Source organism: Chryseobacterium sp. HNCC26DJ239 (assembly GCF_057180445.1).
This window is the reverse complement of record NZ_JBXUGJ010000006.1, coordinates 156,848-171,088: the sequence shown is the minus strand read 5'-3', so window position 1 is coordinate 171,088 and position 14,241 is coordinate 156,848. Positions and strand designations below refer to the sequence as shown.

The following is a 14,241-nucleotide window of genomic DNA, read 5'->3' as shown; positions in this document are numbered from 1 at the left end:
TCTAACCTCTATAAAAATTACTTCCATCCAAATACTCAAAAACTTCTGGTGGAAGCATCGGTCTTACGTTTTTATTATCCTTAATCATGTTTCGGATTTCAGTCGCAGAAAGTTCAATGATTGGCGCGTCAATTAAAGAAATGTTTTCATGATTTTTTAATTCAGAAACTGTTTCAGAATTTGGAGCATCATTTTTAGAAACTCTAGGATAAACAATAATATGATGATTTTTAAGTAAAATCTCGTAGTTTTTCCATTTGTGAAGGCTTTTCAGGTTGTCTTCACCCATAATTAAACTAAAAGAATAGTCTGGATATTTTTCATTTAAATACGTTAAAGTATCTACCGTGTAACTTGGCGTTGGTAAAGAAAATTCAACGTTTGAAGCGCGCATTTTGGGATAATTTCTAATGGCAATTTCTACCATGTCGAGACGGTTGTGGTCTTTCAAAAGCGATTTTTTTTCCTTGAAAGGATTTTGCGGACTCACCACAAACCAAAGCTCATCCATATCTGAATGCTCCAGAATATAATTCGCCAATATTAAATGCCCAATATGAATAGGATTAAATGAACCGAAAAAGAGACCGATTTTTTTCAAAGGTTAAGGTTAAGGTTAAGGTTAAGGTTAAGGTTAAGGTTGTCGATTTAGGTAATTAGTAATTTTATTGAGTTCATGTATTACTTCTTCTATGAGATTTTTAATTTCATTATAATCATCAAGTACAAAGCATTTTACTCTAGTTCCATAAATTAAGTGATTTTTGGTTTCAAAAGATGATCCTTTGGCAATATCATAAAATCTGCTTTTATCTTTGTTCGTTCTTCTTCCAAATCCTTCCGCAAAATTTGCAGAAATGCTTTCTGCAGATCTTCGCAACTGGGAAGTTAAGGCGTAATCTTCTTTTCTAGGGAGGTTTTCAGAGATTAAAAAACATTTTTCGGCAATATCCATAGATTTTTGCCAAACAGGCATTTCTGTAAAATCGGTAATCATTTGTATCTGTTTTATTTGATTTTTCCTTAGCCTAAACCTCAACCTCAGTCTCAACCTAAGTTTTAGTTCTCACGAAACTTCACATCTCTAATATTCAAATAATGCGTTACATTGCCTTTCCAATGGTTTTCTTCAAGAGTGAAAGCGATATCGAAGTTTTTAGTTCTAAAATCTTCTGCAAATTGCCCTAATTTAAAACCAACACATTCGATGTTTCTACCCGTCGATTCTTGCTTGATGTAAAATTTTAGGTGACTGTTGTCTTTGCCCATCGTTTTTACATAACCAGAGATTTTCTGGTTTTTTAAAACCAAATTCGGTTTCATATTGTGTGGTCCAAAAGGTGCAAGTTTTCTGTGAAAGTTGATGAATTCACGATTAATTTCATCAATTTCCATCACCGCATCTACCGTAATTGAAGGTTCTTTTTGATGCTCTTTAATTTTTTCAGAAACAATTTTTTCAAATTTTACTTTGAAAGCCTCAAATTTTTCTTTTTCCATAGAAAGTCCTGCTGCAGCGTGATGGCCTCCAAATTTCAAGAAATATTCAGAGCACATATCTAAAGCTTCGTGCACATCAAAATCTGAAACAGAACGCGCCGAAGCAACCATTTCGCCATTGTTTCCGTCGGTGAAAACCAAAGTCGGTTTGTAATATGTTTCAATTAATCTTGAAGCTACAATCCCGATAACGCCTTTGTTCCATTCCGGATGGTAAACGATGGTAGTATATTTTGTCTCTTGCTGAGATTCTATAATTTGGTTTAAAGCAGAAAGGGTAGAGTTCATATCCAGTTCGCGTCTTTCATCATTCAAATTCATGATGTCTGAAACGATTTGGTGTGCGTGTTTCAAATTGTCTGAAACCATTAATTCTACAGCTGCTTTACCGTGAGAAATTCTTCCTGCGGCGTTTATTTTTGGAGCAATTTCAAAAACAATATTTGAAATCTCGAAATGTGACAGTTTTTCTTCAGGAATCAAAAGACGAAGCCCCATATTTCTGGTTTTTCTAAGTACTTTTAGTCCTTGTTTAGCTAAAACTCTATTTTCGCCAGTCATCGATACAATATCTGCAGCGATGGAAATGGCAAGAAGGTCGGTAAGCTCGAATAATTCAGCTTCCGGAATTTTATAAATTGTATTTAAACCTTGGCAAAGTTTAAAACCAACTCCACAGCCAGAAAGTTCCTTAAAAGGATATCTACAATCGCTTCTTTTGGGGTCTAAAACCGCCACTGCATTAGGAATTTCGTCTCCTGGTAAATGGTGGTCGCAGATAATGAAATCGATGTTGCGTTCTGCAGCATAAGAAATCATATCCAAAGCTTTGATACCACAATCGAGAGCGATAATTAGGGTGAAGCCGTTTTCTTTGGCAAAGTCTATTCCTTCAGTTGAAATTCCGTAACCTTCAGAATTTCTGTCTGGAATGTAATAATCTAGGTATTTTTTCTCAACAATTTTGCTGAGGTAAAGGTACATTAAAGCAACTGCCGTAGTTCCGTCTACGTCGTAATCTCCGTACACGAGTATTTTTTCTCCGTTTTCAATTGCAGTGGCAATGCGTTCTACCGCTTTTTGCATATCTGCCATCAAAAAAGGACTGTGAATGTCGTTAAGATTAGGTTTGAAGAACTCTCTTGCCTTTTGATAATTGTCAATTCCTCTCAGAACGAGGAGTTTAGATTCAAAAGTGCCAAAACCAAGCGACGAACTCAATCTATCAACAATTTCTTCATCAGGTTCGGGTTTAAAAATCCATTTATGACTCATTCCACAAAAATAGGGAAAAAAGTTTTAAATGCCTAGTTTAAAAATTTTGTGAATAGAATTTTGAAGTTGCTTTTTTGGGTTATTTTATTTTAAATACATCTTGTGGATTTAATTTCGTTGAAATTTTTCAATTTCTGTTGAAAAAAGGGGAACGAAATTTTCAAAATCATACTCTTTTTTTGATGTAAACACCCTTTATTACTGAGAAATTTTTAATTGTAATTTTTTTATAAACTTTCAGAATTCTTTTGTAATTTGCAGATAAGTTGTTCAGTCTAAATGTTTTGGAATATAGTTGTTCGGTAGATTTTATAATTTCCCAAGATAGCTTTACTCTAAATTGTTTGAACTTGTACAATTAGTTAACTTTTTTAATAAAACTAAAATTATAACCTATGAAAAATTCAGTTTATCTTCTTGGATTGATAATGTTGATGTTCTGTACTTCTGTTCAGGCTCAAAAAAGTGGTAAGACCTCGTGGCGGAGCTGTTGGTTCTTGGAGGGTTTTAGGGACAACTCATGCGGGTCATAGTGCAGATCATGACGTGATTGTTGTTTCTGGTCCTTACGATTACTTCCGTAAACTTAAATTTAAAGTAACAGATTCTCCCTTAAATATGAGACGTATGGTTGTACGTTATGATGATGGTAGGGGTCCTGAAAATATCGAATTGAGGTATAATATACAAAAAGGAGGAGAAAGTCGTATTATTGACTTGAGAGGTGGTAAAAGAAAATTGAAATCTGTAGAGTTCTGGTATGATACTAAAGGTATTTTAAATGGAAGAGCAGATGTTACTTTATTTGGGATGAAGTAGTGATTCTTTTAATTGATTTGTATCCATAAAAAAAATTCCTCAAAACTTATTTGAGGAATTTTTTATGTTTTTAAAGTTGATTTAAATTAAGAGTACATTTTTTCTCTTAATTCTTTCACTTTTTTATCAGCAAGATATTCATCGTAAGTCATTTCTCTATCGATAATACCTGTAGGAGTTAGCTCAATAATTCTGTTACAAACAGTTGAAAGCATTTCGTGGTCATGAGATGAAAGTAAAATGTTTCCTTTGAAGTTAGATAAAGAGTTGTTCAGCGTTGTGATGCTTTCTAGGTCTAAGTGGTTTGTAGGCTCGTCTAATAAAAGAACGTTTGCTTTCTGAAGCATCATTCTAGAGAACATACATCTCATTTTTTCACCTCCAGAAAGTACTTTACAAGATTTTAAAGCTTCATCCCCTGAGAAAAGCATTCTTCCCAAGAATCCTCTTACGAATTCTTCGTGGCGCTCTTCATCATTTTTCGTGAATTGTCTCAGCCAATCAACCAAACTTAAATCTTCCTGGAAGAAATTTGTATTGTCTAAAGGCATGTGAGATTGGTTTGTAGTAACTCCCCAAGCAACAGTTCCTTTGTCAGCTTCTACATTTCCAGCTAAAATTTCGAAGAATTCTGTAATTGCCAATGAGTTTTTAGACAATACAGCAACTTTATCTCCTTTTTTAAGATTTAAATCGATGTTAGAGAATAATAACTCTCCGTCTTTTGTTTTTTCAAGACCTTTTACATCTAAGATTTGATCTCCTGCTTCTCTTTCCATTTCAAAAATAATGGCAGGATATCTTCTTGATGAAGGCTTAATATCGTCGATATTCAATTTATCGATCATTTTCTTTCTTGCAGTTGCTTGTTTAGCTTTAGCAACGTTTGAGCTGAATCTTGCAATGAAGTCTTGAAGTTCTTTTTTCTTCTCTTCCGCTTTTTTGTTTGCTTGAGCTCTTTGTCTTGTTGCTAATTGTGACGCTTGGTACCAGAAAGAGTAGTTACCTGTGTAAAGGTTTAATTTAGCATAATCTAAATCACCAATATGTGTACAAACCGTATCTAAGAAGTGACGGTCGTGAGATACAACAATAACGGTGTTTTCGTAATCTGCCAAGAAATCTTCTAGCCAAGAAATGGTTTCGATATCCAAATCGTTGGTAGGCTCATCGAGAATAAGAACATCTGGATTTCCGAAAAGAGCTTGAGCTAAAAGAACTTTTACTTTGTCTTTGTTTTCAAGCTCGCTCATCATTTGCCAGTGCATATCGTCTGTAATACCTACATTAGAAAGCATGGTTTGTGCATCAGATTCTGCGGTCCATCCTCCCATTTCGTCGTAGATTACGCCAAGTTCACCTGCTTTAATTCCGTCTTCATCAGAGAAGTCTTCTTTCGCATATAGCGAATCCATCTCTTCTTTTATCTCGAATAATTTTTTGTTTCCTCTTAAAACTGCTTCAAGCACAGTGTATTGGTCGTAAGCAAAGTGATCCTGTTCTAGAACAGACATTCTTTTTCCTGGCTCTAGAGAAACGTGGCCAGTTGTTGGGTCTTGTTTTCCTGTTAATATTTTAAGGAATGTAGATTTTCCTGCACCGTTTGCGCCGATAATACCGTAGCAGTTACCTTTTGTAAACATGATGTTTACTTCGTCAAAAAGTACTCTCTTTCCGAATTGTAAAGATAAGTTAGATACTGTTAACATATAAGTTTGTAAATTTGCTGGCAAAAATACGAAAAGAATTTCGGTATTTTCTAATATAATAGTATACAAGTTGGGCTTATTGATTCAAATTTGTATATTCATATAAAATATTTGGAGTATGAAGATTGAAAAGACAGTCAATATATTAAATAGAAAAGCAAGGTTTGAATATGAAATTCTTGAAGAATTTGAAGCAGGAATGATTCTTACAGGAACCGAGATAAAATCCCTTCGTTCTTCGAAAGCTTCTATTGCGGAATCTTTTTGTCAGTTTATTGAGCATGAGCTTTATATAATAAATATGATGATTGATGAATATAAGCTTGGAACTTTTTATAATCACAAAACAAAAAGGGAACGAAAATTGCTGTTGCACAAAAAAGAGCTTGTAAAGCTTGAAAAAAAGCTTAAAGATGCCGGTAATACCATAGTGCCACTAAAGTTATTTATCAATGACAAGGGAAAAGCAAAAATTAGAATTGCTTTGGCGAGAGGAAAAAAACTATTCGACAAGCGAGAGGCAATAAAAGATAGAGAAAATAAACGAAACCTCGATAGAATATTAAAGAAAAGTTAAAAATCATCCGCAAAACTTTGTTTATAAAGAAAAATTATATTTATTTTGCAATATCAATTATTTAATCATTTAATTCTATGAAAAATCTAAAATTAGGAATTTCAGCATTGGCACTTACAGTTGCCTCTACTGTTTTCGCTCAGACTACCAACAATCCGTGGTTAATCGGAGTTGGTGCTCACGCGGAAAACCATACAGCACAACGTGCTAATTTTAGCAACACGTGGTCTGCAAATAACTTAACGAAAAATATGTTCAACATGAACAATTTTTCGATTACGCCACCATTGTCTAAATTAACAGTTGCGAGAAACATCGGTAAAGGTTTAGTTATCGACTGGCAAACTACTGTAGGTAATGTTGAGAATAAGAGATTCAACATGGGGAAAGAATTTTTCCTTCAAACAGGTTTAGGTTTCCAAGCTAAGGCAGCTGGTCTTCTTTGGAACGAAGAATCTTGGTTTGATCCATATTTGAGAGTTGGTGCAAACTATCTAAGACATGATTACACTTCTCTATCTTTCCCAAGACAAGCTTTCATTAACGGAAACCCTGCTGAAGTAATCGGAGAAGGAGAAAATGGTACAGATATGGGTAGTGCTAATCACTTTACTGTTGCAACAGGTGCGGGCGTTAATTTCTGGATTACTAAAAACTTCGGTTTAGGTATTCAAGGAGATTATGTTTCTACTCCAGGTGATAAATCTACAGCAGCTAACTTTTGGCAAGCAGGTGCTTCATTGAACTTCAGATTTGGTAACAGAGATAGAGATAAGGATGGTATCCTAGATAAAGACGATTTATGTCCAGATACACCAGGTTTACCAGAATTCCAAGGATGTCCTGATACTGACGGTGATGGAGTTCCAGATAAAGACGATCAATGTCCAGATGTAGCTGGTCCAGTTGAAAACGGAGGTTGCCCTTGGCCAGATACAGACGGTGATGGTATTATCGACAAAGATGATGCTTGTCCTTCAGTTGCAGGTCCTGCAGAAAACAACGGATGCCCTTGGCCAGATACAGACGGTGATGGTATCTTAGATAAAGATGATGCTTGTCCTTCAGTTCCAGGTCTTCCTGAGTACAAAGGTTGTCCAAAACCTAAAGAAGTTATTGCTGATGAGATTACAGGATCATTGAAAGGTATCTTATTCGACTTCAACAAAGCTACTATCAGACCAGAATCTCAAACAAAATTAGATCAAGCTGCTACTATTATCAAGTCTTCAGTTGATGGAAACTTCTTAGTAGAAGGTCATACTGATAAGAAAGGTAAAGATTCTTACAACTTGAATCTATCTAGACAAAGAGCTGCTTCTGTAGTTGCTGCTTTAGAATCTAGAGGTGTTAACGGAGATCAATTGAAATCTAGAGGTCTTGGAGAGCAAGAAGCTCAAGTTGCTGAAACTGCTTCTGATGCTGAAAGAATGGCTGACAGAAAAGTAGTTGTTAAAGCTATCGATAAAGATGCTTGGCAAGCTATGCAAAAATCAGACTTACCAGTAGTTGTTAAAAAAGCTCCTGCTAAAAAGTCAACTAAGAAAAAATAATTAATTTTTCTAAATAAATAATACCCTCAGTGTACTGGGGGTATTTTTTTGTATTTTACTTTTGAGTATTTTTGTGAAAATTTAATATCAGAAATGGGAAGAGCATTTGAATATAGAAAAGCTTCTAAAATGGCTAGATGGGATAAGATGGCCAAGACTTTCTCTAAAATAGGTAAAGACATTGCATTGGCAGTAAAAGCGGGTGGTACAGATCCAGAATCTAACCCAGCGTTAAGAAGATGTATCCAAAACGCTAAAGGGGCAAACATGCCTAAAGATAACGTTGAAAGAGCTATTAAAAAAGCAAGTGGTGCTGATGCTGAAAACTACGAAGAAGTAACATATGAAGGTTACGGACAAGGTGGCGTTGCATTTTTTGTTGAATGTACTACCAATAACACAACAAGAACGGTTGCCAACGTAAGAGCTGTTTTCAATAAATTTGATGGAAACTTAGGGAAAAACGGTGAGCTTGCTTTTATCTTCGATAGAAAAGGGATTTTCACGATTGAGCTTTCTAAAATCACGATGGATTGGGACGATTTTGAAATGGAGATGATCGATGGTGGAGCAGAAGATGTAGAAAAAGACGAAGAAGAGGTGATGATTACCACGGCTTTTGAAGATTTTGGATCACTTTCTCACAAATTAGATGAGCTAGGTATTGAAGCTAAAAGTGCAGAGCTACAAAGAATTCCGAATAATACAAAGGAGGTAAGCCTTGATCAGTTCAAAGCAAATATGAAAATGCTTGAACGTTTTGAAGAAGATGATGACGTACAAAACGTTTATCACAACATGGAAATTACAGATGAATTGCTAGAATCTTTGTAAATTATTTTAACCTCTGGCTAAAATATTTTGCCACGGATACACGAATAAATTTCCTCAATAATGGAAAATCAAAAGTTCGAGTATTCGTGGCTATTTTATGAGATGAATTTGCGAGTACAACAAAAATAATATAGCATTCATATACAATTAATTTTCAATCAGTTTCTTTGCAAAAGAATCAAATTGTGAATTCGCCAACATGGGTAAATGTGAATACTGCATCGATTGGCGATCACGTTGGTTCACTGAGAATATAAATCTCTGTAAATGAAAAGAAACATTGAATTGGTTGTCATTTCGGATGTACATTTAGGAACTTATGGATGTAAGGCGAAAGAGTTACTCAGATACTTGAATTCGATACAACCTAAAACATTAGTTCTAAACGGTGATATTATCGATATTTGGCAATTTAAAAAGTCATATTTTCCTAAACCTCACCTCAAAGTCATCAAGAAATTTCTTTCTTTGGCTACAAAAAACACCGATGTGTTCTACATCACAGGAAATCATGACGAGATGTTCCGGAAATTCACAGACTTCGAATTGGGAAAACTAAAAGTCTGCAACAAACTCAATCTACAACTTGACGGTAAAAAAGCCTGGATTTTCCATGGTGATGTTTTTGATGCTTCGGTACAACACTCAAAATGGATTGCAAAATTGGGTGGGAAAGGCTACGATTTGCTCATTATCATCAATAATTTGGTAAACTGGTGTTTAGAAAAAATGGGCAGAGAGAAATATTCATTCTCAAAAAAAATCAAAAACAATGTGAAAAAAGCCGTGAAATATATCGGCGATTTTGAATTGACCGCCTCCGAACTTGCCATCGATAATCATTATGATTATGTTGTTTGCGGTCATATTCATCAACCACAAATTAGAAAAGTTGAAAACAAAAAAGGTTCTTGTACTTACCTAAATTCTGGCGATTGGATAGAAAATTTATCTGCGCTTGAATATCATAACGGAGAGTGGACTATCTTTAATTTTGATGAACATAAACATCTGTTAAAAGATGACGAGAATGAAGAATTTCAGGATATCAATAGTGAAGAATTGATGAAAATTGTGACTCAATTTACATAAGTGCTAAAATTTTGGTAAATTGAATTAAATACCCATTTCAAATAATATTTTAATACATGAAAATCCTCTACGCATTTCAAGGAACAGGAAACGGACATATGGCACGAGCTCAGGAAATTGTTCCGCTTTTAAAAAAATATGGAGAGGTAGAAACTTTCATCAGTGGTCATCAGTCGCAGTTAAAAGCAGATTTTCCGCTTAATCATCAACATAAAGGTATTTCTTTGCTTTACAATAAATCGGGAGGAATTTCTTATTCTAAAATTCTTTTTGAAAATAATTACTTTAAAGCGTTAAAAACCATTTATTCGCTAGACCTTTCTGGGTATGATTTAATTATAAATGATTACGAACCATTAACGGGTTGGACTTGTAAGGTGAAAGAAATTCCGTTTTTGGAACTGAGCCATCAAGCTTCCATGAGTTTTAATGAAACACCCAAACCAACTGTTAAAGATTTTTTCGGAGAGCAGATCTTGAAATATTATGTTCCAAGCATACATAAAATTGGTTTTCATTTCGAATCTTATCATCCAAAGATAAAAACGCCTGTTATTAGACAAAAAATTAGAGAATTAAACGCCTCAAAAAAAGGATTTTATTTGGTGTATTTGCCCAGCTTTTCGGATGAAAATATTGTGAAAGTTTTAAGCCAGATTCCAGTTGAATGGAAAGTTTTTTCCAAACATTCAAAATTGTATCGAAAGGAAAATAATGTAGAGATTTTTCCTATCGACCAAACCGAGTATTTAAAAGCGTTTGAAAGCTGTGACGGTATTTTGTGCAACGCCGGTTTCGAAACTCCTGCAGAAGCTTTATTTTTAGATAAAAAACTTTTTGTAATCCCTATTCATCATCAATACGAACAGGAATGCAATGCTGCAGCGCTTGAATTAATGGGAATTCCAGCGTCTAAAACTTTAAAAAAAGAAGAAATACAAGCGTGGGTTTCATCCGACCAGCATTTTTCTGTAGATTATCCAAATAATATTGAGGATATTCTTGTAAAAGAGGTTTTAACGTTCAAGTAAAATGTCTTGCACATCGTCCATTCTTCGCATTACAGACCTTGCGTATGAGCAATGAGGGTAGATGTTCCAGTGGTTTTCGCGGGCAAATTTAATGGCTTCTTCTACGAGAAATTTTCCCATTCCGCGACCTTCAAATTCTGGGTGTACCAAAACGAAAGAGATAATTAGTTTTTTGTCTTCCGGAAAAATGGTGTAAGTAAGTCTTCCAATTTCACTGATTTCGTTGTTAAGAGTAATTACACCGCCGTTTCCACTTTTATTGTTGGTGAAAGTCATGTCTGTTATTTTTAATATTCTTTGCAAAAACCGAACCGATTGTGTTGAAATTTTTTCTTGAGGAAATACTTAATTTTCCTTTCCTGTGTAATAATTATAATCTTTGATAATAATTCCGATAAATTGTCTTTCCGTCATTAGAGTAGGATCTACTTCAAGCTTTAGAATATTTTTAATTTTATCAGAAAGTTTGGAAATGATTTGTCTGTCATCAATTTTCAAAGCTTTTAAGTAATTGTCTTTAATGATTCTCATGTCATTATCGTTTAATGCAATTACTTGCGGGAAAGTTGGGACGTAATTGTCTTGAAGTTTTTCTAAAATTGTATGCGAAATATTGATTTTATTTTTTAGTGAAATCACGGTTGTTCCCGCTGCAATATCACCTAATCTTTGATTGTTTTTTGTGACCACAGCAGAAACCAAACCTACAATTCCTAAGAAAGTAAAATCAATCGTTCTGAAAACCCATCGAATAAGGTAATCGCCGAAACTTGCTTGGTATCCATCAATTTTTACGACTTTAATTTTCATAAGCTTTTTGCCGGGAGTTTGGCCTTCCATTATACTTTCCATCACCAAAGGATAGATTGTTGCAGGAAACATTATTGCGAGTGCGATGGCGCGCTGCGACCAAAAATCGAGATTGGATAGATATCGGTCTAAATTGAGTATTTCTATAAAAAAATAAAACGCAGCGAATATATAAGCAAGCATAATAACCCCATCAATAAGGAAAGCCAAAAACCTTTCACCAATATTTGATAAATTAAAGTTTATATTTACATTTTGTGATGTATTTATCGCAATTTGAGACATATTTTTTATTATTTTAGCTTCACAATTATGAGAGAAGTTTATTTCATCAAACAAAATAAAGAAAAATGGTTGGGAATCGAAGAGATTATTCAAGGGAAATTGAAAAAAAATCCTGATGAGCTCTCGTCTCTATACATTAACCTGATTAACGACCTTTCTTTTGCCCAGACTTATTATCCTAAAAGCAATACGGTAGTTTACCTTAATCATCTTTCTTCACAGATTTACCAAAGGATTTATAAAACGAAAAGAATGGAGCAAAATCGTTTGTTGTATTATTTTGCAACAGAAGTTCCGCTTTTGGTTTATCAGTACAAAAGATATTTAACTTATGCGTTTGCGTTTTTCTTTCTCTTTACTTGCATTGGTTTAATCTCTGCAATTTACGATAAAGAATTTGTGAATATTATTTTAGGTGAAGGATATGTAAACATGACGATAGAAAACATAAAAGACGGTAATGCGGTAGGGGTTTATCAAAGTGGTTCTACATGGGGAAGTACAATCGGGATTGTGTTTAATAATATTGCTGTTGGCGCAAAGCTTTATGTATTTGGAGCTTTTGCTGGGATAGGAACTTTGTATGTTTTTCTTTCCAATTGTGTTATGTTGGGCTCTTTCCAGTATTTTTTCTACGATTATGGGGCTTTGGCAGATAGTGCAAAGGGAATTTGGCTTCACGGTACTTTTGAAATTTTTGCAATGATTATCGAGGCTATGTGTGGTTTAATTTTAGGAGCATCTTTTCTTTTTCCTAAAACATATTCACGATTTAATTCTCTGAAAATAGGTTTTAAAGATTCTTTTAAAATATTTTTAAGTACTGTACCTTTTACCATTTGTGCGGGTATTATTGAAGGATATATTACGAGACATGCTCTAGATATGCCTTTATCGCTTAATCTACTTATTATTTTCGGATCACTTTTTTTAATAGGCGGCTACTACCTCGTTTATCCGGCTTATGTTGCGAAAAAACAAAAAAAACTAATTAATGATCAAATTTTATAAAAACCGCGACTTCGGAAATTTTATTACCGATAGTTTTGCATTCTTCAAAAATTACGGAGGTAATTACTTTAAAAACTTTATCCTCATCAACGGATTGATGATGATTTTATTAGTTTTGGTATCTTACTTTGGGTTTAATGAATTTTTGGGGCAAATTTTTAACGGAAATCTTTCTGGAGAATCATACTTTTTCGATCAATATATTAATGATAATTGGGCTTTAATGGCTGGAACAGGAATTCTCATTCTTATTCTCTATTCCTTTCTCATGATGCTCAATTTGCTGTATCCCGTTTTTTATATAAAAAGGATTGCAAATGGGCAACAAAAGATAAAAGCCGACGAAATTATTTCTGATTTTAAAACGAATTTAGCAAAGGTAGCAAGATTGTATTTCGGCCTTATTCTTTTGGTGATTCCGGTTGCATTTGTGCTGTTTGCAATTTCCTACTTTATGGTTCTTATTTTTATCGGAATTCCGATAATGATGTTTTTAGTTCCTACAATTTTCAACGCCATTACTTTTTTGGTTTATGATTATATGTATACCAATCGTGGCTTTTTTGAAAGTTTAAGTTACAGTGTGAGATCGCAATTCTCATACGCAAATGGAAGAGAAAAATCTCCCTATTGGAAATATTGGGGATCAAGCATCATTTTATTTGTTTTATACTACATTGTTACGAGTGTTTTTACAGCTATTCCGATGATGATTTTAGTGATGAGGCTTGCTGTTGCTCCTTCCGATGCCAATTTTGAAAACAATCCATTTGCCAATGGTTTTGGAGTCGTGTTTGTAATTCTTTACGGGGTTGCAATCATCATTTCTGGTCTTTTAATGAATGTTCTTTACATCAACTCAGGGCTGCTTTACTTTGACAGCAGAAGAGATTTACACCAAAAATTGGAGATGGAAGAAATAGATACAATTGGTCTCAATGGGTAAGTTTTTATTTTTTTTCGGAATGCTTTTACTCGGGAATTTTGCTTGGGCGCAAAATAATGATTCTGCGTATGTAGAAGAGGAGACGGTAGAATCTATTATAGAAGATACAAACCCTTTTGATGGCATGGTGGCTTCCGATTCATTGCTGAAAACAAAACCGCAAACAGAGAACAAAGTATATCCTAAAAAGTTTAAAGAAGATCTTCGTGCAAAATATCAAGATGAGGAGTTTAATTATGATGTCGTAAAGCCTCAAGAATCATTTTTAGAAAGGCTTATGAAAAAGATTAATCGATTTATAGACAGCCTTTTTGGAAACAATTTGGACGCATCTTTTAGTCTTGGTAAAGTATTGCTTAAGATTTTTGCGATTCTTTTAGTAGGTTTTGTTATTTATTTTTTAATTAAATATTTAATAGGAAGTAACATTGGTTTCTTTGGAAAGAAAAACACAAAAACCGAAATTAATGAGGAAGATCTTCAAGAGAATATTCATGAAATTAATTTTGTGGATACGATTTCAAAATTTGAAAACTCAGCAGAATACAGATTGGCTGTTCGATATCAGTTTCTATTGATATTAAAAAAACTGAGTGATAAAAAGCTTATCTCGTGGAACCCAGAGAAAACCAACCGTGATTATAGCAACGAAATAAAAGATGGAAATCTTAAGAGCAAGTTTATAGATTTGGCTTTAATTTTCGATTACATTTGGTATGGTGAGTTTAGCATTGATCATCATGCGTATACGAAATTTAAAGAGCAGTTTCAAGAATTTAAACCTTAAATCAAAAGTAAA

15 protein-coding genes are annotated in these 14,241 nt (G+C 34.1%); 9 read left to right on the top strand and 6 right to left on the bottom strand.

The genetic code is table 11. From position 1 onward, the window contains the following. Position 1 precedes the first annotated feature (1 nt). From nadD to recJ, 3 genes are all read right to left on the bottom strand, one after another. The gene (gene nadD, locus AC2A1D_RS14305; protein WP_484044271.1) at positions 2 to 601 is read right to left on the bottom strand and encodes a nicotinate (nicotinamide) nucleotide adenylyltransferase; all 600 of its coding nucleotides are present in this window, start codon (positions 599 to 601) and stop codon (positions 2 to 4) included. 33 nt (positions 602 to 634) lie between these two features. Further along, positions 635 to 997 carry a four helix bundle protein gene (locus AC2A1D_RS14300; protein ID WP_484044270.1) on the bottom strand — a complete coding sequence of 121 codons (363 nt, stop codon included), beginning with the start codon at positions 995 to 997 and terminating at the stop codon, positions 635 to 637. A 62-nt stretch (positions 998 to 1,059) separates the two neighbouring features. After that, on the bottom strand, positions 1,060 to 2,775 hold the full coding sequence (gene recJ / locus AC2A1D_RS14295; protein WP_484044269.1) for a single-stranded-DNA-specific exonuclease RecJ: 1,716 nt from the start codon (positions 2,773 to 2,775) through the stop codon (positions 1,060 to 1,062). Positions 2,776 to 3,240: 465 nt separating this feature from the next. Between recJ and AC2A1D_RS14290 the strand changes: the two genes are divergently transcribed. Continuing rightward, positions 3,241 to 3,594: a DUF2541 family protein gene (locus AC2A1D_RS14290; RefSeq protein ID WP_484044268.1), complete on the top strand. Its 354-nt coding sequence runs from the start codon at positions 3,241 to 3,243 to the stop codon at positions 3,592 to 3,594. 86 nt (positions 3,595 to 3,680) lie between these two features. Here the strand turns inward: AC2A1D_RS14290 and AC2A1D_RS14285 are convergent, their stop codons facing one another. Next, positions 3,681 to 5,303: an ABC-F family ATP-binding cassette domain-containing protein gene (locus AC2A1D_RS14285; protein ID WP_484044267.1), complete on the bottom strand. Its 1,623-nt coding sequence runs from the start codon at positions 5,301 to 5,303 to the stop codon at positions 3,681 to 3,683. A gap of 118 nt (positions 5,304 to 5,421) precedes the next feature. On the opposite strand from AC2A1D_RS14285, the gene smpB reads away from it, so the two are divergent. The 5 genes from smpB to AC2A1D_RS14260 all read left to right on the top strand — a co-directional run bounded on the left by smpB (position 5,422) and on the right by AC2A1D_RS14260 (position 10,390). Continuing rightward, on the top strand, positions 5,422 to 5,880 hold the full coding sequence (gene smpB, locus AC2A1D_RS14280; protein WP_484044266.1) for an SsrA-binding protein SmpB: 459 nt from the start codon (positions 5,422 to 5,424) through the stop codon (positions 5,878 to 5,880). A 77-nt stretch (positions 5,881 to 5,957) separates the two neighbouring features. Then, complete coding sequence (locus AC2A1D_RS14275; RefSeq protein ID WP_484044265.1) at positions 5,958 to 7,433, top strand: OmpA family protein; 1,476 nt, start codon at positions 5,958 to 5,960, stop codon at positions 7,431 to 7,433. Positions 7,434 to 7,526: 93 nt separating this feature from the next. Further along, positions 7,527 to 8,267: a YebC/PmpR family DNA-binding transcriptional regulator gene (locus AC2A1D_RS14270; RefSeq protein WP_484044264.1), complete on the top strand. Its 741-nt coding sequence runs from the start codon at positions 7,527 to 7,529 to the stop codon at positions 8,265 to 8,267. 267 nt (positions 8,268 to 8,534) lie between these two features. Continuing rightward, positions 8,535 to 9,359, top strand: a complete 825-nt coding sequence (locus AC2A1D_RS14265; protein WP_484044263.1) for a UDP-2,3-diacylglucosamine diphosphatase — start codon at positions 8,535 to 8,537, stop codon at positions 9,357 to 9,359. A 56-nt stretch (positions 9,360 to 9,415) separates the two neighbouring features. Next, complete coding sequence (locus tag AC2A1D_RS14260) at positions 9,416 to 10,390, top strand: glycosyltransferase family protein (RefSeq protein WP_484044262.1); 975 nt, start codon at positions 9,416 to 9,418, stop codon at positions 10,388 to 10,390. On the opposite strand, the gene AC2A1D_RS14255 is transcribed toward AC2A1D_RS14260, so the two are convergent. Together AC2A1D_RS14255 and AC2A1D_RS14250 are read right to left on the bottom strand one after the other, a co-directional pair. Continuing rightward, entirely contained in the window at positions 10,376 to 10,666 is a 291-nt protein-coding gene (locus AC2A1D_RS14255) for a GNAT family N-acetyltransferase (protein ID WP_484044261.1), read from the bottom strand. The genes AC2A1D_RS14260 and AC2A1D_RS14255 overlap by 15 nt on opposite strands. Positions 10,667 to 10,735: 69 nt before the next feature. Further along, entirely contained in the window at positions 10,736 to 11,485 is a 750-nt protein-coding gene (locus AC2A1D_RS14250) for an RDD family protein (protein WP_484044260.1), read from the bottom strand. A 27-nt stretch (positions 11,486 to 11,512) separates the two neighbouring features. On the opposite strand from AC2A1D_RS14250, the gene AC2A1D_RS14245 reads away from it, so the two are divergent. Genes AC2A1D_RS14245 through AC2A1D_RS14235 form a run of 3 tightly spaced genes read left to right on the top strand, consistent with a single transcriptional unit; the run spans position 11,513 to position 14,229 of the window. Continuing rightward, a complete protein-coding gene (locus AC2A1D_RS14245; protein ID WP_484044259.1) occupies positions 11,513 to 12,496 on the top strand; it encodes a stage II sporulation protein M in 984 nt (327 codons plus the stop codon). Next, positions 12,480 to 13,442, top strand: coding sequence for a DUF4013 domain-containing protein (locus AC2A1D_RS14240; RefSeq protein ID WP_484044258.1), 963 nt, complete (start codon positions 12,480 to 12,482; stop codon positions 13,440 to 13,442). The genes AC2A1D_RS14245 and AC2A1D_RS14240 overlap by 17 nt, the downstream gene beginning before the upstream one ends. Then, positions 13,435 to 14,229, top strand: a complete 795-nt coding sequence (locus AC2A1D_RS14235) for a DUF4129 domain-containing protein (RefSeq protein WP_484044257.1) — start codon at positions 13,435 to 13,437, stop codon at positions 14,227 to 14,229. The genes AC2A1D_RS14240 and AC2A1D_RS14235 overlap by 8 nt, the downstream gene beginning before the upstream one ends. Positions 14,230 to 14,241 lie beyond the last annotated feature (12 nt).

Bases quoted from the DNA above. Each gene is read 5' to 3' on its own strand.
- AC2A1D_RS14270 (WP_484044264.1), top strand. From the start codon at position 7,527: ATGGGAAGAGCATTTGAATATAGAAAAGCTTCTAAAATGGCTAGATGG.
- smpB (WP_484044266.1), top strand. From the start codon at position 5,422: ATGAAGATTGAAAAGACAGTCAATATATTAAATAGAAAAGCAAGGTTT.
- recJ (WP_484044269.1), bottom strand. From the start codon at position 2,775: ATGAGTCATAAATGGATTTTTAAACCCGAACCTGATGAAGAAATTGTT.
- AC2A1D_RS14240 (WP_484044258.1), top strand. From the start codon at position 12,480: ATGATCAAATTTTATAAAAACCGCGACTTCGGAAATTTTATTACCGAT.
- AC2A1D_RS14260 (WP_484044262.1), top strand. From the start codon at position 9,416: ATGAAAATCCTCTACGCATTTCAAGGAACAGGAAACGGACATATGGCA.
- AC2A1D_RS14265 (WP_484044263.1), top strand. From the start codon at position 8,535: ATGAAAAGAAACATTGAATTGGTTGTCATTTCGGATGTACATTTAGGA.
- AC2A1D_RS14275 (WP_484044265.1), top strand. From the start codon at position 5,958: ATGAAAAATCTAAAATTAGGAATTTCAGCATTGGCACTTACAGTTGCC.
- AC2A1D_RS14285 (WP_484044267.1), bottom strand. From the start codon at position 5,303: ATGTTAACAGTATCTAACTTATCTTTACAATTCGGAAAGAGAGTACTT.
- AC2A1D_RS14300 (WP_484044270.1), bottom strand. From the start codon at position 997: ATGATTACCGATTTTACAGAAATGCCTGTTTGGCAAAAATCTATGGAT.
- AC2A1D_RS14245 (WP_484044259.1), top strand. From the start codon at position 11,513: ATGAGAGAAGTTTATTTCATCAAACAAAATAAAGAAAAATGGTTGGGA.
- AC2A1D_RS14235 (WP_484044257.1), top strand. From the start codon at position 13,435: ATGGGTAAGTTTTTATTTTTTTTCGGAATGCTTTTACTCGGGAATTTT.
- AC2A1D_RS14250 (WP_484044260.1), bottom strand. From the start codon at position 11,485: ATGTCTCAAATTGCGATAAATACATCACAAAATGTAAATATAAACTTT.
- AC2A1D_RS14255 (WP_484044261.1), bottom strand. From the start codon at position 10,666: ATGACTTTCACCAACAATAAAAGTGGAAACGGCGGTGTAATTACTCTT.